The 20,564-nt window shown below is 67.2% G+C and carries 19 protein-coding genes and 2 tRNA genes; 9 read left to right on the top strand and 12 right to left on the bottom strand.

Annotation, left to right across the window (positions count from 1 at the left end; all coding sequences use genetic code 11):
• The first annotated feature begins 11 nt into the window (after positions 1-11).
• The 6 genes from R9B84_RS04920 to R9B84_RS04895 all read left to right on the top strand — a co-directional run bounded on the left by R9B84_RS04920 (position 12) and on the right by R9B84_RS04895 (position 3,878).
• Positions 12-99, top strand: a tRNA-Ser gene (locus tag R9B84_RS04920).
• Positions 100-238: 139 nt separating this feature from the next.
• Entirely contained in the window at positions 239-634 is a 396-nt protein-coding gene (locus R9B84_RS04915) for a hypothetical protein (RefSeq protein WP_423759425.1), read from the top strand.
• Positions 635-846: 212 nt separating this feature from the next.
• Positions 847-1,140, top strand: a complete 294-nt coding sequence (locus R9B84_RS04910) for a hypothetical protein (RefSeq protein ID WP_262541676.1) — start codon at positions 847-849, stop codon at positions 1,138-1,140.
• A gap of 357 nt (positions 1,141-1,497) precedes the next feature.
• Positions 1,498-1,989: a TonB family protein gene (locus R9B84_RS04905; protein WP_423759424.1), complete on the top strand. Its 492-nt coding sequence runs from the start codon at positions 1,498-1,500 to the stop codon at positions 1,987-1,989.
• A gap of 296 nt (positions 1,990-2,285) precedes the next feature.
• Entirely contained in the window at positions 2,286-3,596 is a 1,311-nt protein-coding gene (locus R9B84_RS04900) for an MFS transporter (protein ID WP_423759423.1), read from the top strand.
• A gap of 102 nt (positions 3,597-3,698) precedes the next feature.
• Entirely contained in the window at positions 3,699-3,878 is a 180-nt protein-coding gene (locus tag R9B84_RS04895) for a hypothetical protein (protein ID WP_047900066.1), read from the top strand.
• A 19-nt stretch (positions 3,879-3,897) separates the two neighbouring features.
• Here R9B84_RS04895 and waaC read toward each other — a convergent pair whose 3' ends face one another.
• Positions 3,898-4,896: a lipopolysaccharide heptosyltransferase I gene (waaC, locus tag R9B84_RS04890; RefSeq protein WP_423759422.1), complete on the bottom strand. Its 999-nt coding sequence runs from the start codon at positions 4,894-4,896 to the stop codon at positions 3,898-3,900.
• A gap of 171 nt (positions 4,897-5,067) precedes the next feature.
• On the opposite strand from waaC, the gene R9B84_RS04885 reads away from it, so the two are divergent.
• Complete coding sequence (locus R9B84_RS04885; RefSeq protein ID WP_423759421.1) at positions 5,068-6,609, top strand: chloride channel protein; 1,542 nt, start codon at positions 5,068-5,070, stop codon at positions 6,607-6,609.
• A gap of 116 nt (positions 6,610-6,725) precedes the next feature.
• On the opposite strand, the gene R9B84_RS04880 is transcribed toward R9B84_RS04885, so the two are convergent.
• From R9B84_RS04880 to R9B84_RS04860, 5 genes are all read right to left on the bottom strand, one after another.
• On the bottom strand, positions 6,726-7,127 hold the full coding sequence (locus R9B84_RS04880; protein WP_423759420.1) for a YXWGXW repeat-containing protein: 402 nt from the start codon (positions 7,125-7,127) through the stop codon (positions 6,726-6,728).
• A gap of 158 nt (positions 7,128-7,285) precedes the next feature.
• Positions 7,286-7,540: a cell division topological specificity factor MinE gene (gene minE / locus R9B84_RS04875; protein ID WP_006486661.1), complete on the bottom strand. Its 255-nt coding sequence runs from the start codon at positions 7,538-7,540 to the stop codon at positions 7,286-7,288.
• 12 nt (positions 7,541-7,552) lie between these two features.
• On the bottom strand, positions 7,553-8,368 hold the full coding sequence (minD, locus tag R9B84_RS04870) for a septum site-determining protein MinD (protein ID WP_034182973.1): 816 nt from the start codon (positions 8,366-8,368) through the stop codon (positions 7,553-7,555).
• Positions 8,369-8,427: 59 nt separating this feature from the next.
• Positions 8,428-9,207, bottom strand: coding sequence for a septum site-determining protein MinC (gene minC / locus R9B84_RS04865; protein WP_423759419.1), 780 nt, complete (start codon positions 9,205-9,207; stop codon positions 8,428-8,430).
• A 158-nt stretch (positions 9,208-9,365) separates the two neighbouring features.
• Positions 9,366-10,028 (bottom strand): GNAT family N-acetyltransferase, encoded by a 663-nt coding sequence (locus R9B84_RS04860; RefSeq protein ID WP_423759962.1) that lies wholly within the window; start codon positions 10,026-10,028, stop codon positions 9,366-9,368.
• A gap of 530 nt (positions 10,029-10,558) precedes the next feature.
• Between R9B84_RS04860 and R9B84_RS04855 the strand changes: the two genes are divergently transcribed.
• Positions 10,559-11,719, top strand: a complete 1,161-nt coding sequence (locus R9B84_RS04855) for an alkane 1-monooxygenase (RefSeq protein ID WP_423759418.1) — start codon at positions 10,559-10,561, stop codon at positions 11,717-11,719.
• A gap of 114 nt (positions 11,720-11,833) precedes the next feature.
• Here R9B84_RS04855 and R9B84_RS04850 read toward each other — a convergent pair whose 3' ends face one another.
• The 3 genes from R9B84_RS04850 to serS form a co-directional block, all read right to left on the bottom strand.
• Positions 11,834-13,369, bottom strand: coding sequence for a methyl-accepting chemotaxis protein (locus tag R9B84_RS04850; RefSeq protein WP_423759417.1), 1,536 nt, complete (start codon positions 13,367-13,369; stop codon positions 11,834-11,836).
• A 373-nt stretch (positions 13,370-13,742) separates the two neighbouring features.
• Positions 13,743-13,833: transfer RNA gene (locus R9B84_RS04845), tRNA-Ser, on the bottom strand.
• A 115-nt stretch (positions 13,834-13,948) separates the two neighbouring features.
• Positions 13,949-15,250 carry a serine--tRNA ligase gene (gene serS / locus R9B84_RS04840; RefSeq protein ID WP_217588141.1) on the bottom strand — a complete coding sequence of 434 codons (1,302 nt, stop codon included), beginning with the start codon at positions 15,248-15,250 and terminating at the stop codon, positions 13,949-13,951.
• A 244-nt stretch (positions 15,251-15,494) separates the two neighbouring features.
• Between serS and R9B84_RS04835 the strand changes: the two genes are divergently transcribed.
• Positions 15,495-15,764: a DUF2164 domain-containing protein gene (locus R9B84_RS04835; RefSeq protein ID WP_111017623.1), complete on the top strand. Its 270-nt coding sequence runs from the start codon at positions 15,495-15,497 to the stop codon at positions 15,762-15,764.
• 41 nt (positions 15,765-15,805) lie between these two features.
• Here R9B84_RS04835 and R9B84_RS04830 read toward each other — a convergent pair whose 3' ends face one another.
• The 3 genes from R9B84_RS04830 to R9B84_RS04820 all read right to left on the bottom strand — a co-directional run bounded on the left by R9B84_RS04830 (position 15,806) and on the right by R9B84_RS04820 (position 20,347).
• The gene (locus R9B84_RS04830) at positions 15,806-17,116 is read right to left on the bottom strand and encodes a replication-associated recombination protein A (protein WP_423759416.1); all 1,311 of its coding nucleotides are present in this window, start codon (positions 17,114-17,116) and stop codon (positions 15,806-15,808) included.
• A gap of 185 nt (positions 17,117-17,301) precedes the next feature.
• On the bottom strand, positions 17,302-17,991 hold the full coding sequence (lolA, locus tag R9B84_RS04825) for an outer membrane lipoprotein chaperone LolA (protein WP_047901156.1): 690 nt from the start codon (positions 17,989-17,991) through the stop codon (positions 17,302-17,304).
• A 46-nt stretch (positions 17,992-18,037) separates the two neighbouring features.
• Complete coding sequence (locus tag R9B84_RS04820) at positions 18,038-20,347, bottom strand: DNA translocase FtsK (RefSeq protein WP_047900055.1); 2,310 nt, start codon at positions 20,345-20,347, stop codon at positions 18,038-18,040.
• Between the last annotated feature and the right edge of the window lie 217 nt (positions 20,348-20,564).

Raw genomic sequence — 20,564 nt, 5'->3', positions numbered from 1 at the left:
CCGCCTCGCGTGGAAGCGTGGCCGAGCGGTTTAAGGCACTGGTCTTGAAAACCAGCGACGGGAAACTGTCCGTGAGTTCGAATCTCACCGCTTCCGCCAGCAAGTTCGCCAAACCCCGTCCATTCGCTGAATGACGGGGTTTTTGTTTGTCCGCACGCCCCTCCCCCACGTTCCGACGCGTCGCGCCGGATGCCGTTACAATCCCGCGCTCCGATTCGTGAAACGGGAAACCCTCGTCATGAAACCCTTCATCGCCTCGTCGCTCGTCGCCATGCTGGCTGCCGTCAGCACGCACGCTGCGGCCGACACCGCCTCCGGCAGCGACGCGCAGGCGTCGTGCGCGATCGCGTACGTGACCGGCGTCGGCGGCTCGCCGCGCGGCCTGAGCGAATACCTCGCAAGCCCGTCACCCTACAACTACCTGAAGGACAACGATCTCCAGTGCAAGGTGTCGGACGACGGACGTACGTCGAACTGCACCGGCGTGACCTACCTCCGGAACGAACAGGTCAGCGTATACGACGATTCCGATCCGGCGACACTGACCGTCGTGGCACGCGTGGAGCTCGACCACGGCCAGAAGTATCCGGTAATCGTCGTCGTGCAGCGAAAGGACGCGCGCTGCAAACAATGACGCAGCCACGCGCGCGAGCCCGTCAGTCGACACGGAACGTGCGCTCGCGGCAGCGCACAACCGAATCCGCGTAACGGCCGCCGGCGCACCGTGCCGGCAGTCTCCCGGCCCGCCCCGCGATCACCTAGAATTCGTTCAACACGGCGACACGACCGCCGCCGCGTAGTCGATGCCGCACGCGCCACCCCTGCGCGCGGCACACGGAGATCGCCATGACCGAACTGTCGACATCGACGGAACACGTCGATTACGAAGGCTTCGAGATCCATGTCGTGCCGGCCACCGCGCCCGGCAACGACACGCGCTACACCTACACCGGCTACGTGTGCCATCCGGGCGCGAATCCCGCACTGCCCGGCCACGCGGTGCCGTTCCACGCGGACGGCGAGGAAAGCTTCGCGAGCATCGACGAGGCGGTCCACGAAGCCGTGCACATCGGCAAGAGCATCATCGACGGTACGCACCCCGACCTGTCGGTCCTGTCGCTCGTCACGCACGGCTTCTGAACCAGGCAGACGGCATCGCATGCGATTGCGCGGACGTCGGTCGCGGTGCCGCATTCGGCGACCGCTGCGCGCGGCCGGACGCTCGTCGCGAGCCTGCGCGTAACTCGCGTAACTCGCGTGTCGCGCCTTTCAAGCTTTCAACCTTGCAACACGCACGCCGGCACGCGCATGCGCTGCCGCAACGCGAGCCGGTCGAGCGCGCTGTCACATGTCACGTCACATCGCGACTGCGGTGCGGCGCCCGGCCGTCATCATCAGCGATCGCAACGCCCGGCATCGCGCGTTATGCGTTTCTCCCGATATCGGCTTGCGTGCATGCGCCTATCATTTTTTTATAGTCACTTCTGGCTATCTCCCATGCGCCCCCTTCTCCGTCCGCGCGTCGACCGGCTGCGTATTGCTGCGCTGGCCGTCGTCGCCATGCTTGCCGCGTGCACGATCACGCCGCCGCCGTCGCTGCATTCGATCCTGACGATTCCATCGATCACGCGCAGCGCGAGTCGCGACCAGTATCGCGTCGAGATCGCGCAACGCGTTGCCGAACGCAATCCGTCCGGCATGCTGCGCGGCACTCCGCAGGCGATGCTCCGTTCGCTCGTCGTCGTCGCATTCACCGTCGATCGCAACGGCCACCTCGTCAACGCCTCCATCTATCGCAGCAACGGCGACAGCGAAGCGGAAGCGCTCGCGCTCGCGTCGCTGCGCCGCTCGGCGCCGCTGCCGGCGCCGCCGTCGCGACTGCTCGACGGCAACGGCCAGATCGAAATGTTGGAAGGCTGGCTCTTCAACGACGACGGCCATTTCCAATTGCAAAGCACCGCGTCCGCGCAGGCGCAATCGCTCGATTGACCGCCCGCCCGCCGCGCCGCGATTGCCGGTGTGCGGCGGCGCTGGCTATAATTTTCCGCAATCGCGCGGCCATCACGCCGCGCACGCTCGCGCGCCCCACCCGGCACACGAGCCGACCACGCCGGCACCGGGCGGCGGCGACCTACCCGTCTCCATCGTCGGCCGGCGGGTGACGTCCGCGCCACGGCGCGCGTCCACGCCGCCACCCGCATCATCCGCTCGGCTGCTCCCGGCAGGCGTCCGCCTGCCCGACCGCACGCACAGCCGACCGCCCCAACGACAAAACGGAGACATCCATGTCCGCATCCCCCCCGGCCGTTGCACACGCAACCGGTTCGGCCGGCGCCGTCAGCCACCGGCGCATCGTGTTCGCGAGCTTCATCGGCACCGCGATCGAGTTCTACGATTTCTACGTGTACGCGACGGCCGCCGCGCTCGTCATCGGCCCCGTCTTCTTCCCGCACGGCTCCGCGACCGCGCAGGCGCTGTCCGCATTCGTCACGTTCGGCATCGCGTTCATTGCGCGCCCGATCGGCTCGTTCCTGTTCGGGCATTTCGGCGACCGCATCGGCCGCAAATCGACGCTCGTCGCGTCGCTGCTCGTGATGGGCGTGTCCACCACCGCCATCGGCTTCGTGCCCGGCTACGACGCGATCGGCACGCTCGCGCCGGTGCTGCTGTGCGTGCTGCGCTTCGGCCAGGGGATCGGCCTCGGCGGCGAATGGGGCGGCGCGGCGCTGCTCGCGACCGAGCACGCGCCGCAGGGCAAGCGCGGCTGGTTCGGGATGTTCCCGCAGCTCGGGCCCTCGGTCGGCTTCCTGATGTCGAACGGCCTGTTCTTCGCGCTCGCGTTGTCGCTGTCCGACGAGCAGTTCCGCAGCTGGGGCTGGCGCATCCCGTTCCTGGTCAGCGCGGTGCTCGTCGCGGTCGGCCTGTACGTGCGGCTGAAGATCACCGAAACGCCCGCGTTCCAGGCAGCGCTCGATCGCAACGAACGCGTGCGCGTGCCGGTCGCGACGCTCGTCACGCAACACTGGCAGCCGACGCTGCTCGGCGCGCTCGCGATGGTCGTCTGCTACACGCTGTTCTACATCTCGACCGTGTTCTCGCTGTCGTATGGCGTGTCGGCGCTGCATATACCGCGCCAGAGCTTCCTCGGCCTGCTGTGTTTCGCGGTCGTGTTCATGGGGCTCGCGACGCCGCTTTCCGCGTGGGCGTCGGACCGCTTCGGCCGCAAGCCGGTGCTCGTCGTCGGCGCGATCGCCGCGCTGTTGTCGGGTTTCGCGATGGAACCGCTGCTCGGCAGCGGCTCGATGCCGCTCGTCGCGCTGTTCCTGACGATCGAGCTGTTCCTGATGGGCGTGACGTTCGCGCCGATGGGCGCGCTGCTGCCGGAACTGTTCCCGACTAACGTCCGCTATACGGGCGCGGGCGTCGCGTACAACCTCGGCGGGATCCTCGGTGCGTCGATCGCGCCGTATATCGCGCAACTGCTGGCTGCGCGCGGCGGGCTGTCGTGGGTCGGCGGCTATGTATCGATCGCGGCGGCGATCAGCCTGGTCGGCGTGCTGCTGATGCGCGAAACGCGCGACGCGTCGCTCGTCTGAGACTCCGGGGCGGCCCGGGTTGTGCGACGGCCGGCGCTGCCTATACTCGATCCTGGGCGCGCCGCTGCGCCCCCGGGATCCTGCCCCGAAGGAGCCGCCGCCATGAACATCCGCCTCGGCAATGCCGATCTCGTCCTGATCCTCGCGCTCGCGCTGGGTGGCGCGCTGCTGCTCGCACTGCGCTTCCGGCCGAAAACGTGGCGCGGCCTCCTGTTCGAGGCGCTACTGGCGAATCTGGCGGCCGTCGCCGCCGTCATCACGGTCGAGGCGCTGCTCGCCTGAACCAGCCTGCCCCGCTGCGTCAGGCCGTCAGCCGCGCGCGCAACGCGCCGTAGGCGGGGCCGACCGCATCGATCGCGTCCAGCGCCTGCTCGACGGACGGCATCGTGCCCGGCTCGCCGATCGACAGCGCATTCGGTGCACCGCCAATGCCGCAATGGTGGCGCGACGTCGCGACGAAAATCATCACGGTAGGCCGCTGCAGCGCGTGCGCCATGTGCACGAACCCCGTGTCGACCCCCACCACGAGCGCGGCCCGGCCGAGCGCCGCGCCGAGCTCGCGCACGGTCATCGCGGGCAGCACGACCGCGCCCGGCGCCCGCGCGGCGATGTCCTGCGCATCGTCATGCTCGGCCGCCGATCCCCACGGCAACAGCACGCGCACGCCGCGCGCCATCATCTGCGTGGCGAGCGCGGCCCAGTGGTCGGCCGGCCATTTCTTGTCGGGATTGGACGTCGCATGGAACAGCAGCATGAACGGCGCGCCGTCGGTCACGGCGGCCGGCAGGCTCGCGTCCTGCGGCGGGACGACGCCGTACGTGGCGACGCCCTCGGGCACGTAGCCGAGCGCCTCGCCGGCGCTCACGCGCATCCCGTGCCACGCGTCGCAGTCCGGCCGCGGGCCGAAGCGATGCGAATACGCGAAGCGTGCGCCCGTTTCGCCGAGATCCTGCGTCTGGTAGCCGACGCGGCGCGCGGCGCGCGCCAGCGCCGAAATGATCGCGCTCTTGTAGACGCCGTGCAGGTCGATGACCGCATCGTAGCGGTGCGCACGCAACGCACCGATCGACGCCGAAATCGCCTTCAGGTCGCCGGCATTCCGGAGTTTCTTGAAGCGGCGCAGCGGTGCACACAGGACGGTGCTCACGCCCGGATGCCAGCGCACGACCTCGGCACACGATTCGTCGACGGCCCAGTCGACCGTCACGCCGGGAAAGGCGCGATGCAGGTCTGCGACCACGGGCAGCGTCTGGACGACGTCGCCGAGCGACGTCACTTTTACGATCAGGATGCGTTTCACGTTTGAGGGGAAGAGCCAGCCATTTGGGGATGCTAACGACGGATGTCCGCCGCGGACATTACTCCTGGATTACATTTGCAACAAAATGCTACAAGCTTGCGAAACGCTGTCGGCCACGGCGTGGCCCCGATTCCTTTTTATAATTCGATCTTTGCCTTCCGGCCCTCGCCGATGCCACGCCCCGCCCTTCCCGCGCTGTTTCCCGCCCTCACCCGCCGCTCGCTGCGAATCTGGCGCCAGTACGGCGTTTTCTGGCTCGGCGCGATTGTCGTCGGCCTCGCGGCCGTGCTCTACGCGCGGCTGATCGACTGGGGCTACGAAACCTTCCGCACGATGCGCGATCACGCCGCGTGGCTGCCGCTGCTGCTGACGCCGGCGATCGCCGCCGCGTCGGCGTGGATCACGCGCCGGTTCTTCCGCGGCGCCGAGGGCAGCGGCATCCCGCAGGTGATCGCGACGCTGCATGCGCGCCCGAGTGCGTTCGGCGCCCGGCTGCTGACGCTGCGTATCCTGTTCGGCAAGGTGCTGGTCTCGTTCCTGGGCATCCTGGGCGGCTTCACGATCGGTCGCGAGGGGCCGACCGTGCAGGTCGGCGCGGCGCTGATGTTCAACCTGCGGCAATTCTACCCTCGCTCGAACGCGCAGATCGAACGCCAACTGGTGCTGGCCGGCGCGGCGGCCGGGCTGTCGGCCGCGTTCAATACGCCGCTCGCCGGAATCGTGTTCGCGATCGAGGAGCTGACCCGCAGCTTCTCCGCGCGCGCGAGCGGCGTGCTGATCACCGCGATCATCCTCGCCGGCGTCGTCGCGCTCGGCCTGAACGGCAACTATACCTATTTCGGCACGATCGATGCAGGCCCCCATTTCCCGAAGCTGCTGGCGCTCGCGGTGCTGGTCACCGCGATCGTGACGGGCATCGCGGGCGGCCTGTTCTGCTGGCTGCTGCTCAACACGGGACGCTGGCTGCCCGCGCAACTGCTCGGCCTGTATCGCGAGCGGCCGATCGCGTTCGCCGCGCTGTGCGGCTTCGTGATCGCCGTCGTCGGCCTCGTGTCGGGCGGCACGACGTTCGGCAGCGGCTACGCCGAGGCGCGCGGCCTGCTCGACGGCCGCGAGCAGCTGTCGGTGTTCTACCCGTTCCTGAAAATGGTGTCGATGGTCGCGTCTTACCTGCCGGGCATCCCGGGCGGGATCTTCGCGCCGTCGCTGTCGATCGGCGCCGGGTTCGGCAACCTGCTGCACATCGTGTTCGGCAACATGAGCCTGCCGATGCTGATCGCGCTCGCGATGGTCGGCTACCTCGCGGCCGTCACGCAGTCGCCGATCACGTCGTTCGTGATCGTGATGGAGATGATCAACGGCCACGCGCTCGTGATTTCGCTGATGGCCACCGCGCTGGTGTCGAGCCGCGTGTCGCGCTTTTTCGCGCCGCCGCTCTACGAAACGCTCGCCCAGCGCTATCTCGCACCGCCCGTCGCGGCCACGGAACCGGCCGCGGCAACCGCGGCGGCGGCGACCGGCGTCACCGCGCCGCAGGATGCGACCGCTGCGCCCGCCGATCCGCTCGACACGCTGCGCGACGAAGACAGCGACGAGCCGGCCACCCCAGCACCGGGCGAAGGCGCGGCACACGCGCCGGTTCCGCACGACGACGGGCCGGCTGCGGCCAGCACGCACGGCCCGGCGCAGCCCGGCCTGCGCGACGCTCAGTAGATGACGACGGGTGCCGGCCGGTAGTAGACGGGCCGCGCCGGCACGACGATGCACCCGGCCAGCGTGATCGCGACGAACGCGATGGCGATTGCGGTTCTTTTCATCACGCGCCTCCATCACGCCCAGTGGCCACGGGTCCAGAACCAGTTCGGACCGCGCTGGTCCCAGTGGCCCGGTACCCATTGCATGCCGACGCGCTCGGCTTCCCAGTGCCCGCCGATCCACACGTAGCGTCCATGGTCCCAGTGCCAGTGACCGCGTTCCCACACATAGCCTACCCGCGTGGTCGGCACGACCTCGTAGCGCACGGGCGGCGGCGCATTCGGCGCGACGACGACGATTTCCTCGGTGCGAACGGCGACCGGCTCGGCGATGACCACGCGGCCCTGCGGCGCGATCACGGGTGCGCCGACGATGATCTCGTCCGCATGCGCGGCAAACGGCGCGACGACGGCTGACAGGCCCGCGGCAAGCAGCGCGAGCGAAACGATACGACGTTGAACGGTAGAGACAGCCATCACAACCTCCTGGTTGAACAAGTAACGCGAGCGTATTCGTTCAATGCGGGAGGACCGATAACGGCCGACAGACGCCGTGTTACGGCGTGCCCGAAAGTGCAACAGGGCGTAAGACGCGCACGGCGGCGGGCGCCGCCGTGCGGGGGGACAGGCAACGGTCAGGCTTGCGGGATCTCGATCTTCACTTCGAGGACTTCGAGATCGTCCTGGCGCTCGAGGCTCACGCGGATGTCATCGTTCGAAATATGGACGTACTTCGAGATGACCGCGACCAGCTCCTTCTGCAGCGCCGGCAGGTAATCGGCCGGCGGCCGGCCGCCGACCCGCTCGTGCGCGATGATGAGCTGCAGGCGCTCCTTCGCGACCGATGCGGACTTCTTCTTCTCGCCGAGGAGAAACGAAAGGATGGACATGGGCGGCCTCCGTTACTTGCTGCCGAAGAGGCGCTGCAGCAGGCCCGGCTTCTGGTAATCGGTGAAGCGCAGCGGCTTGTCTTCACCGAGGAAGCGTGCGACGACGTCCTTGTACGCTTCGGCGACGTCGGTGCCGTCGATGTGCACGGCCGGCAGGCCCTGGTTCGATGCGTGCAGTACGGCTTCCGACTCGGGCACCACGCCGATCAGCTTGATGCGCAGGATCTCGCTGATGTCCTCGAGCGACAGCATCTCGCCTTCGCTCACGCGCTTCGGGCTGTAGCGCGTGATCAGCAGGTGTTCCTTGATCGGATCCTTGCCTTCGGTCGCACGCTTCGTCTTCGACGACAGGATGCCGAGAATGCGGTCCGAGTCGCGCACCGACGACACTTCCGGGTTCGTGACGATCAGCGCTTCGTCGGCGAAGTACATCGCGTGCAGCGCACCGGCTTCAATACCGGCCGGCGAATCGCAGACGATGTATTCGAAGTCCATCGCGACCAGGTCGTTCAGCACCTTCTCGACGCCGTCGCGCGTCAGCGCATCCTTGTCGCGGGTCTGCGACGCCGGCAGGATGAACAGGTTCTCGCACTTCTTGTCCTTGATCAGCGCCTGGTTCAGGTTCGCTTCGCCCTGGATCACGTTCACGAGGTCGTACACGACGCGACGCTCGCAGCCCATGATGAGATCGAGGTTGCGCAGGCCAACGTCGAAGTCGATCACGGCCGTCTTGTGGCCGCGCAGCGCGATACCGGACGCAAAGCTCGCGCTCGTCGTCGTCTTGCCCACGCCGCCCTTGCCCGAGGTCACCACGATGATTTTTGCCATTTACCCAATACCCTGTGTTCGTCAATGAGAGCCGATCGATCCGGAGCGCACCGCGTGCATTACGTCAGGCGCAGCGGTTCGATCATCAGTTTTTCCTCTTCGAGCCGGATCTGCACCGCTTTGCCCAGTACTTCGGCGGGCAACGGGTTCTCGGTTGTTCGATAGATACCCGCGATCGAAATCAGTTCCGGTTCGAGACACGTGCAGAAAATGCGCGCGTCGTGATTGCCGTGCACGCCCGCGAGTGCGCGGCCGCGCAACGGCGCGTAGATGTGGATATTGCCTTCCGCGATGATCTCCGCGCCGTGACTGACCGGCGCGAGCACCACGAGGTCTCCTTTCGCGTAAATCTGCTGCCCCGAACGCAACGGCCGGTCGATCACGAGTGTCTGGCCGCCCGTCTGGCCCGATGCCGGCGCCGGCTCGGACGCCTGCTCGGGCGCAGCCGCGGCAGCTGCAGCGACGACGGCCTCGGCGACCGGCGACGCTTCCGCGCCCTCGGCCGGCTTCACGGCCGGCGCACGGCGATCGCGCGCCTCGAGCAACGGCAGGCCGGCTTCCCCCGCCCAGCCCTGCGTTGCCAATGCGACCACGCCCACCGGGCGCATCCGCACGTCGTTCAGCATCTGGCGGATATCGGCCAGCGCGACACGTTCGCCCTCCGCCAGGCGGCGGACGTCGATCGCGACGACATCGTCGGCAAAAAACTCGGGAGTCGCTTCGAAGCGCTTGACCAGTTCGGTACGCAACGCGTCGAGATCGGTCGTCTTCACGGTGAACAGCAACGTATCGACCGATCCGCTGCGCAGCTCGAAGAATGGCGATTTTTTAAGCGACATGGACACTCTGCAAAAATTTTTTGCGTATTTTACAGGCGTCCACGCGCGCGGCCATTATTTTTGGGCCACCGGGTTGCGACGGCCAGGGCGGGCGCGCAACCGGCAGGCGGGCAGGCAAGCGGGCGACCAGGCCTTCATCGCGCCGCGCGGGCGTCACGTCAGTGCCTCACCTGCGACACGAACAGCGATTTCATCGCGCCGGGCATCCGCGCGATCGGCGCGTGTTCGCCGGTGTTGCCGAAACCCGCGCGCTCGTAGAAACGGATCGCGTTGCGGTTCGCATCAGAGATCCATGCATAGACCTCCTGGGCGCCGCGCTCGGCAAGCCAGGCAGTGGCCGTTTCCAGCAGCAGCACGCCGCCGCGCAGATGACGCACCGCGTGCGCGACCCACAGTTCGCTGACGAACGCACGCCGATCGGGCGTGTTGTCGAAATACGCGCCGATCATGCCGGCCGGATGGCCTTCGGTGTACAGCAGGAAAGTCGTCGACTCGTCGGACACGGCGCGCTGCGCGGCGATCGCCGACGCAGCGTCCGTTTCGACGTTCAGCAATTCGGCCTCCGGCGCTTCGCCGGGCGCGTAGGGCTCACGCAGCGATGCGGCGCGGAGTTCGCGATACACGCCGCCCTGGTCGGCAACGATACGACGAACGGTCAAGGTCGAACTCATGCAGGCACAGCCCCCTTCGGACAGCAAGCTAGTAGCTTCAACCGAAAGCGGGGCATGAGTCAAATCGTAATTTTCAAATGGCGGCGCGAATCGAAAGCCGGCAGACGCCGCCAGCAGCGGCGTGCGCCAACCGGTGTGCAGGTGCAGCATCGGTGTATCGATGCGTGCCGATACGTGCCGACAAACGGCAGCCGCTGCATTGTCGCTCGACGCACTGCTCCGTTCGCCTTGCGATGCGTGGCAATCGCATTTCGGGCCGCTTCGCGTTTCTCCGGAAATGCCGTAATGCCACGTAATATACGCAACCCAAAAAGCGCCGCCGTCGGTACCCGCACCACTCCATTTATTGCAACGCAACATTTGTTGTGAAGCTGCGGAGCCGGCGCCGGCTCTCGTCAAGCCGCACCATTCGTCTGACAAACACGCGTGTCGCGCGGGCCGATCCGGCTTCGCGTGCATGTTTCAATCAGCGCGCGCCGGCGCTTCCCGGCATGCGTCGCACGCAGCCCGCCGTTTGGAGCGTCGCGCCTAGCGCCGGGGATTGGAAAGCGTGCGCACGGGTCGTATAACAGGCAGAACCGGGCGACGATCCGGTGCCGCCGCGCGCGCGTCGCGGACCAACGACGATTCGAACAACCGTGCATGCGGTCGCCCTCGGGCCGGCCGACTGGAGGGAGACAATGGCAATGACCGACGGATCGGCTTCGGGCTGGTCGGATGGCAAGCGTTACCTGTGGCTGCTCGGCGCGCTGACGATCACGCTGCCGATCCTCTCCGCCCAGCTCGCGCTGTCGACGGGCCTTCACGTGTTCTGGTGGTTCGGCCCGCTGTTCGCGTTCGGCGTGATCCCGATCCTCGACACGCTGATCGGCGACGATCGCGACAATCCGCCCGAAGCCGTCGTACCGCACCTCGAACGGGAGCGCTATTACCGTTTCATCGTCTATCTCGCGACGCTCGTCGAATACGTCGCGTTCTTCGTGTGCGTGTGGATCGTCGGCACGCACACGCTCGCGTGGTACGACTACGTCGGCTTCGCGCTGTCGCTCGGCGCCGCGACGGGCATCTCGATCAATACCGCGCACGAGCTCGGGCACAAGACGAACCGCTTCGAACGCTGGCTCGCGAAGGTCACGCTCGCGCCGGTCGCGTACGGCCACTTCTACGTCGAGCACAACCGCGGCCACCACGTGCGCGTCGCAACGGCCGAGGATCCGGCGAGCGCACGCTACGGCGAGTCGTTCTGGGTGTTCCTGCCGCGCACCGTGACCGGCAGCATCCGCTCGGCATGGCGGCTCGAAAAGGCTCGCCTCGAGCGGCTCGGGCATGCGCCGTGGACCTGGCGCAACGAGGTGCTGCACGCATGGGCGATGACCGTCGTCGTGTGGGGCATCGCGATCGCGATGGCCGGCAAGGTCGCGATCCCGTTCCTCGTGATCCAGGCCGTCTACGGCGCATCGCTGCTCGAAGTCGTGAACTACGTCGAGCACTACGGGCTCGGCCGCCGCAAGCTGCCGAGCGGCCGCTACGAGCGCTGCACGCCGCAGCATTCGTGGAACAGCAATCACGTCGTCACCAACCTGTTCCTGTACCAGTTGCAGCGGCACGCCGACCACCACGCGAATCCGACGCGCTCGTACCAGGCGCTGCGCCATTTCGACGATGCGCCGCAACTGCCGGCCGGCTACGCGACGATGATCCTGTTCGCGTACGTGCCGCCGCTCTGGTATCGCGTGATGAATCCGCGGGTCGTCGCACACTATGGCGGCGACATGGCGCAATCGAACATCAAGCCGTCGATTCGTGCCAGGGTGCTCGCGCAGTATTCGGCCGCGGCGTGATTTCGGATGACGGGCCGGCGGGAATCGATGCGCGCTCGCCACGTCGCGCGCCGCTGAAAGCCGCCGCCGCGCCGACATCCGGTTCTTTCGGAGCCCGGCGCGACGGCCACGCCGTCACGCCATTTCCGGCAGCCTGAACACGGCCACCGCGTGCCGCAGCGCGCTCGCCTGCTCGGCCAGCGCCTGCGTCGCGGCCGAGGCCTGCTCGACGAGCGCCGCGTTGCGCTGCGTCGCTTCGTCCATCTGCGTGACCGCGACGTTCACCTGCTGGATGCCGCCGCTCTGCTCCTGCGACGCCGACGAGATCTCGCCGACGATCGTCGTGACGCGCTGCACCGCGCCGACGATCTCGTGAATCGATTCGCCCGCGCGGCCGATCAGCACGGCGCCCTCGTCGACCCGCTGCGTCGATTGCTCGATGAGCCCCTTGATCTCCTTCGCGGCCGACGCGCTGCGCTGCGCGAGCGTGCGCACCTCGGCCGCGACGACCGCGAAGCCGCGCCCCTGCTCGCCCGCACGGGCCGCCTCGACGGCCGCGTTCAGCGCGAGGATGTTGGTCTGGAACGCGATGCCGTCGATTACCGCGATGATTTCGCCGACCTTTGCCGCACTGTCGGCGATGCCGTTCATCGTGTGCACGGCGTCCGTCATCACGCCGCCGCCCGCGGACGCGATATTCGATGCGTCGCGCGCAAGCTGCGCCGCGTGCTGCGCGTGCTCGGCCGACTGGCGCACGATGCCCGTCAGCTCGGTCATGCTGGCTGCCGTCTCCTCGAGCGACGCGGCCTGCGATTCGGTGCGCGACGACAGATCGTGATTGCCCGACGCGATCTGCGCGCTCGCCGTCGCGACGGCTTCGGCATGCGTCCGCACTTCGAGCACGACGCCCGACAGGCTCGTCTGCATCGTCTGCAACGCACGCAGCAGATCGGCGATCTCGTCGCGGCCGGTCGCGTCGACGTTGCGCGTCAGGTCGCCGCCGGCGACGGCCTGCGCGCACGCCACCGCACGGTCGAGCGGACGCAGGATCGCACGGCTGAACAGGAACGCGCCGACCATCGCGACGCCGAGCACGACCAGCATCAGCGCGAGGCTCGCGATGGTCGCATGCTGCGCGTCGCGGCTCGCCTGCGCCGACACAGCGGCACTCTCGTCGGCGATCGACTTCGCGGCCCGCTCCAGCAGCGCCGCCGGTTCGCGGTCGACGCCTGCGACGGCAGCATCGCCGGCCGACGGCTCGAAGCCGGCTGCCTTGAACGCGTCGAAGCCGCGCCGGTAGCCGTCGCCCATCGCCGTGTGTGCACGCATGAACTGCTCGACGAGCGAGCGGCTCTCGCCGGGCGGCAACTGACGGACGAGCTGAGCAGCGAGCGAATCGACCGCGCGCTCGCGCGTCTGGAATGCCTGCCAGTACCGGTCGAGCTTGTCGGGCTGCTTGCCGCGCAGCAGCGTGTCCTTCCATTCCTGCACCTGCAGCTTGAACTGCACGAGCGTGGCCGATACGAGCCGTTCGTCGCCGACGTTCGTCTGCACGTCTTCGGCGAACGTACCGATCGACCGGTTGAGGATGTGGATGCCGTACAGCGCGCCACCGAACATCAGCAGCAGCGCGACGGCGAACGCGAGGGGAATCTTGTAGCTCAGCTTCATGGGACCTTCAATCGACGGGGGACGATGCGGCTCGGCACGTGCGCCGGCCGCCGCACCGTGTTAACGGCGCAGGACGAGAAGGCTTAAAACTGAGGAAAGCGACGAAGACGGGTGGCGTAGCAGGCCGTAGCGGGACACGGTCGACGCCGCGTACGGATCGGCGATGCCGAAATGAACGACTGCGCTTTGTGACGGAAACGTTGTCGAGACGAAGACCACGACAAGCAGTGCGAAGCGAACAAGGTGATGAATTCGGCGAGGTCGTCATGCCGCCGCATGATCGCGAGGAAGAAAGGTACGGCAATCGATGCACGCGCCGCAGACCCAAAACGAAAAACCCCTTGATCCTTCCGGATCAAGGGGTTTCGTATTCTGGCGGAGAGGGTGGGATTCGAACCCACGGTACGGGGAAACCGTACGCCTGATTTCGAGTCAGGTACATTCGACCACTCTGCCACCTCTCCGTTTTACTGCATTTCCCGGTTGGTCACGTCCGGGAAAGAAAAGATTATAAAACGATCTTTTCTGAGCTGACAAGCCCTTTCCGAAAATTTTTTGCGAGGGCTTCGGCTGCCGATTTCACGACGCCCGTGCAGGCGCGTCGATCCGCTCCATGCCGCCCATGTACGGACGCAGCACTTCCGGCACCGTGACCGAGCCGTCCGCGTTCTGGTAGTTCTCCAGCACCGCGACGAGCGTACGGCCAACCGCGAGACCTGAACCGTTCAGCGTATGCACGAGCTCGGGCTTGCCCTGCGCGTTGCGGAAACGCGCCTGCATCCGGCGCGCCTGGAACGCCTCGGTGTTCGAGCAGCTCGAGATCTCGCGATAGGTGTTCTGCGCGGGCAGCCACACCTCGAGGTCGAACGTCTTCGCGGCCGAGAAGCCCATGTCCCCCGTGCACAGCGTGATCACGCGGTACGGCAGGCCGAGCTTCTGCAGGATCGCCTCCGCGTGGCCAACCATTTCGTCGAGCGCCGCGTACGACGTTTCCGGCGCGACGACCTGCACCATCTCGACCTTGTCGAACTGATGCTGGCGGATCATCCCGCGCGTGTCGCGGCCGTACGAACCGGCTTCCGAGCGGAAGCACGGGGAATGCGCGGTCAGCTTGATCGGCAGCGCGGACGCATCGACGATCGACTCGCGCACGGTGTTCGTCAGCGAGATCTCGGACGTGGAGATCAGGTATTGCGTGACCGTGTTCTCCGCGCCGCCCTTCTCGACCCGGAACATGTCGTCCGCGAACTTCGGCAGCTGGCCCGTGCCGTAGAGGATCTCCGGATTCACGATGTACGGCGTGTACGTCTCGGTGTAGCCGTGCTGCTGCGTGTGCGTGTCGATCATGAACTGCGCGAGCGCGCGGTGCAGGCGCGCGATCGGGCCGCGCAGCATCGTGAAGCGCGCGCCGGCGAGCTTCGCGCCCGTCTCGAAATCGAGGCCGAGCGGCGTGCCGACATCGACGTGATCCTTCACCTCGAAGTCGAACTGACGCGGCGTGCCCCAGCGGCGCGCCTCGACGTTATCGGCTTCGTCGTTGCCGACAGGCACGCTTTCGTGCGCGACGTTCGGCATGCCCAGCATCAGGTCGGACAGGCGCGCCTGGATGTCGCCGAGCTTGGCTTCTCCCGCCTTCATCTCGTCGCCGATTCCGCCGACCTCGGCCATCACGGCCGACGTGTCCTCGCCCTTCCCCTTCATCGCGCCGATCTGCTTCGACAGGCTGTTGCGACGCGCCTGGAGCTCTTCGGTGCGGGTCTGGATCGCGCGGCGTTCCGCTTCGAGTGCGGAGAACGCGGCGATGTCGAGGGTGTAGCCGCGATCGGCGAGGCGCTTCGCGACGCCGTCGAGGTCTTTGCGCAGCAACTGGATGTCGAGCATGGGAGGACTTGGAAAATCGTTGTATGAGACGGGAATTCTAACGCACCGCGCGGCCGCCACGGCACCGGCCGGACGGACTATGCCCGAAAACGGCCGGTCGTGGCAGTATCGCCATGCCGGCTCGCGTCGGCGACCGGAGCATCACATCGTGCCAAACCGTTGCCGGCGGCGAAACGCGTGCATCGGCCGCACGTAATGCGTCGCACGACGCCCCGCATCGCCTTACCGCCATTCAAGGAACCCGATGGCCATCGAACTGGACAAGGATGTACGCGACCGCGCAATCGCGTCGCTGCAACGCTATTTCACGGAAAACATGGACGAGCCGATCGGCAACATCCAGGCCGGCGCGCTGCTACATTTCTTCGTCGAGGAGATCGCGCCGGCGATCTACAACCTCGCGATCGCCGACGCGCAGGAACGCCTGCATGCGCGGGTCGCCGAGCTCGACATCGACTGCCACGAAGAGCCGTTCGAGTACTGGAAGAAACAGCAGCCGGGCCGCAAGCGCTAACGCATTCGGAACGGGGCGCCGGCCGATCCGCGCGTTGCCCGTCAGTCCTTCTTGCCGGCCTCGCGGTCGAGCTCGCGCAGCCATGCGAGCTTGTCGGCGATCTTCGATTCGAGCCCGCGCGGCACCGGCTTGTACCAGTGCGGCTCGCGCACCCCGTCCGGCAGGTACGTCTCGCCGGCCGCATACGCGTTCGGCTCGTCGTGCGCGTAACGGTACGCGTGGCCGTAGCCGAGCTCCTTCATCAGCTTGGTCGGCGCGTTGCGCAGATGCACGGGCACCTCGCGCGACTTGTCCTGCTTCACGAACGCCATCGCCTGGTTGAACGCGTTGTAGCCCGCGTTGCTCTTCGCCGCGCATGCGAGATAGATCACCGCCTGCCCGAGCGCGAGTTCGCCTTCCGGCGAGCCGAGCCGCTCGTAGGTCTCGGCCGCGTCGTTCGCCATCTGCAACGCGCGCGGATCGGCAAGGCCGATGTCTTCCCACGCCATCCGCACGATCCGCCGCGCGAGATACTTCGGATCCGCGCCGCCGTCGATCATCCGGCAGAACCAGTACAGTGCGCCGTCGGGGCTCGACCCGCGCACCGACTTGTGCAGCGCCGAGATCTGGTCGTAGAAGTTGTCGCCACCCTTGTCGAAGCGCCGCGCGTTCAGCGTCATCGCACTGCTGACGAATTCGGCGTCGACCGTCGCGACGCCGGCCGACGATGCCGCCGTCTGCGCCTGTTCGAGCAGGTTCAGGAAGCGTCGCGCGTCGCCGTCCGCATAGCCGACCAGCGTATCGATCGCCTTGTCGTCGAACGCGAGGCCGTCGAGCGCGATTTCCTGCGCGCGCTTCAGCAACTGGCGCAGCTCGTCGTCGTCCAGCGACTTCAGCACGTACACCTGCGCACGCGACAGCAAGGCCGAGTTGACCTCGAAGCTCGGGTTCTCGGTCGTCGCGCCGATGAAGGTCACGAGTCCCGACTCGACGAACGGCAGCAATGCATCCTGCTGCCCCTTGTTGAAGCGGTGGATCTCGTCGACGAACAGGATCGTGTGGCGACCGGTGCGGTTCAGCGTGTCCTTCGCCTGCTCCATCGACTCGCGGATGTCCTTCACGCCGCCGAGCACCGCGGACAGCGCAATGAACTCGCAGTCGAACGCGAGCGCGGTAAGCCGTGCGAGCGTCGTCTTGCCGACGCCGGGCGGCCCCCACAGGATCATCGAATGCGGCTTGCCCGATTCGAACGCGAGCCGCAGCGGCTTGCCTTCGCCCAGCAAATGCGTCTGGCCGATCACCTCGGCGAGCGTCTTGGGCCGCAGCGCCTCGGCGAGCGGCCGGCGCGGCTCGACTTGAAACAGGTCGGACATGAACCCTCGCTCCACATCAAACGGTAGCGGCCGAACGGGCCGCCGGACCCGACATTATGACAGCCGCGCGACGGCGCCGCCGCGCCCGGTGCGCGGTGGCCCGCGCCCGGTGCCCGCGCCCGGAAACAACACGGGCCTGCCGTCGCCGGCAGGCCCGTTGCGAAAAACGCGGCGCGCGGCGCCGGTCAGCCAGTGATCACGTCCGCGCCCTTCGGCACGACGAACTTGAACGTGTCGCCCTTCAGCGGCGGATTCGTCTGGATGTTCGTAAACGTCAGCAGCGTGACGTTGCCGAACACGTCATGCAGTTCCATCGCGGCGAGCGTGCCGTTCTTGAAGCCGATGCCGATCCGCTGGAACTGCGTGTCCTGCGCCTTCGGCAGCATCTCGAGCCACTCGATGCCGCCCTTCTCGCCGGCATCGCGCAGCGTGTAGTTCTTGTCGAGATCGTTGCTGCCGAACAGGATCGCGGCCGGGCTCGCGCCCAGCGCGCCGTTCAGCTTGCGCTCGGTGACCTGGTTCAGGTCGCGGTCGTATACGTAGAGCTTGTCGCCGTCGGCCTGCAGCACCTGCTGGTACGGCTTCTGGTACGTCCAGATGAACTTGCCCGGCCGCGCGAACACGAACGTGCCGCTCGAATTGTCGGTGGGCTTCGGCGCGGCCTGCACAGCGCTCGCGCCCTTGGCCGGCGCCTTGACGATCTGCTGCGTGAAGTCGCCCTTCGCCGAGCGCACCTGCGACACGAAGGCCTTCAGTTGTTCGGTGCCGCCCGCGAACGCATGCGTCGCCGCGAGCATCAGCGATGCACCGGCGAACGCCGCGCCGAGCCAGCGCCGCGTCGAGCGAAGGGAAGGGACGAACGAAAGTTGCTGCATGATGCGGTTTTCTCCCTGGGTGGCCGGCGCTGCGGGCGCCGCGGACTCATTCCGCGTCGCGCGCCGGCACAAGAATTTCGCGGTTGCCGCTCGACGACATCGCCGACACGAGCCCCGACTGTTCCATCTGCTCGAGCAGCCGCGCCGCGCGGTTGTAGCCGATCCGCAGATGACGCTGCACGAGCGAGATCGACGCGCGGCGGTTCTTGATGACGATCTCGACCGCCTGGTCGTACAGCGGATCAGACTCGCCGCCGCCTTCGCCGGTTCCCGCGCCGGCCGAGCCCTCGTCGCCGTCGGCGGTGCCGCCTTCGAGCAGGCCCTCGACGTAATTCGGCTCGCCCTGCTCCTTGAGCTTCTCGACGACGCGATGCACTTCGTCGTCGCCGACGAACGCGCCGTGCACGCGCACGGGCAGCCCGCTACCGGGCGGCAGGTACAGCATGTCGCCCATCCCGAGCAGCGATTCCGCGCCCATCTGGTCGAGAATCGTGCGCGAGTCGATCTTAGACGACACCTGGAACGCGATCCGCGTCGGCACGTTCGCCTTGATCAGGCCCGTGATCACGTCGACGGACGGACGCTGCGTCGCGAGGATCAGGTGGATGCCGGCCGCGCGCGCCTTCTGCGCGATCCGCGCGATCAGCTCCTCGACCTTCTTGCCGACGACCATCATCAGGTCGGCCAGCTCGTCGATCACGACGACGATGTTCGGCAGGCGGCCGAGCGGCTCGGGATCTTCCGGCGTCAGGCTGAACGGGTTCGGCAGCTTCTCCTCGCGCTTCGCCGCGTCGTCGATCTTGTTGTTGTAGCCCGCGAGGTTGCGCACGCCGAGCTTGCTCATCAGCTTGTAGCGGCGCTCCATCTCCGCGACCGTCCAGTTCAGCGCGTGGCCGGCCTGGCGCATGTCGGTGACGACCGGGCACAGCAGGTGCGGAATGCCTTCGTAGACGCTCATTTCGAGCATCTTCGGATCGATCAGGATCAGGCGCACCTGCTCGGCGGTCGCCTTGTACAGCAGCGACAGGATCATCGCGTTGATCCCGACCGACTTGCCCGAGCCGGTCGTGCCGGCGACGAGCAGGTGCGGCATCTTCGCGAGATCCGCGCACACGGGCTTGCCGCCGATGTCCTTGCCGAGGCTCAGCGTCAGCGCCGACGATGCGGCCGCATACACTTCGGAGCCGATGATCTCGGACAGGTGCACGGTCTGGCGGCGCTGGTTCGGCAGCTCGAGCGCCATGTAGTTCTTGCCGGGGATCGTCTCGACGACGCGGATCGACACGAGCGACAGCGAGCGCGCGAGATCCTTCGCGAGGTTGACGATCTGGCTGCCCTTCACGCCGGTGGCCGGCTCGATCTCGTAGCGTGTGACGACCGGGCCCGGATAGGCGGCGACGACACTCGCCTCGACGCCGAAATCCTTCAGCTTCTTCTCGATCAGGCGCGACGTGAATTCGAGCGTATCGGCCGAAATCGCTTCCTGGGTCTTCGGCGCGGGATCGAGCAACGACACCGGCGGCAGCGTCGAATCGCCCGGCAGGTCGGTGAACAGCGGCACCTGGCGCTCGCGCTCGACGCGCTCGGACTTCGCCGGCGTGACGACCGGCGGCACGATCGTCACGGGCTCGTGATCCTCGATGCGCACGCGCTCCTCTTCGACCTTGCCTTCGCGGCGCACGGCCGCGGCCTCGCCGAGCTTGCGGTCGCGCTCGGCCTCGCGGCGCAGCTTCGCGACGTTGACGGCGGACAGGATCGCGCCGCCGACGCGCTCGGCGACCGACAGCCACGAGAAGCGGAAATACAGCGACAGACCGATCGAGAGCGCGATCAGCAGCAGCAGCGTGCCGCCCGTGAAGCCGAACGCGTGCGACATCGCACCCGCGACGGCCTCGCCGACGACGCCGCCCGGCGCACGCGGCAACTGCACCTTCAGCGACCACATGCGCAGCGCCTCGATGCCGTCGCACGCCAGCACGACGAGCACGAACGAGAAGATTTCGGTGAGCCAGCCGATCGGCCGCTCGGGTTCGTCGGGAATCGCCTCGTGGCGCGTGATGCGGCGGTAGTTGACGGCGATGCGGCGCCCGAGCGGCACGATCAGCCAGTAGGCCGACAGGCCGAACAGCAGCAGGATGATGTCGGCCGTCCACGCGCCGACGCGGCCGGCCCAGTTCGAGATGTGGTCCACCTGCGCGGCGTGCGTCCAGCTCGGATCGCGCCGGCTGTAGCTCAGCAGGGCCATCACCAGAAAGGCGCAGAGCGCGACCTGGAGAATCCAGCGGATCTCCGTGAGGAGCTTCGACATCCGGTGCGGCAACGCCTGTGCCTGGGCGGAATAAGGAGCTTTTGCCATGAATCCGTATAAAGAGGACGGGCCGTGCGCCCGCCTGTCGTTCGATCCCGCTTATTGTAAACGCTGCACCGGGCCGCCAAGTGTAAATGACGGTTACATAACAGGGACGGGGTGCCGAACCGCGCACCGCCAGCGACCGCAAGCCGGCCGGACGGCCGAGCCCTTGCCCGGGCCTGCGACAACGCGCCGCCGCATGCCGGCCGGCCGCCCGGCTCGC

Origin of the sequence: Burkholderia sp. NLJ2, assembly GCF_049487195.1 — a bacterium.
Taxonomy (GTDB): domain Bacteria; phylum Pseudomonadota; class Gammaproteobacteria; order Burkholderiales; family Burkholderiaceae; genus Burkholderia; species Burkholderia pyrrocinia.
This window is presented reverse-complemented; position numbering and strand designations above follow the sequence as displayed.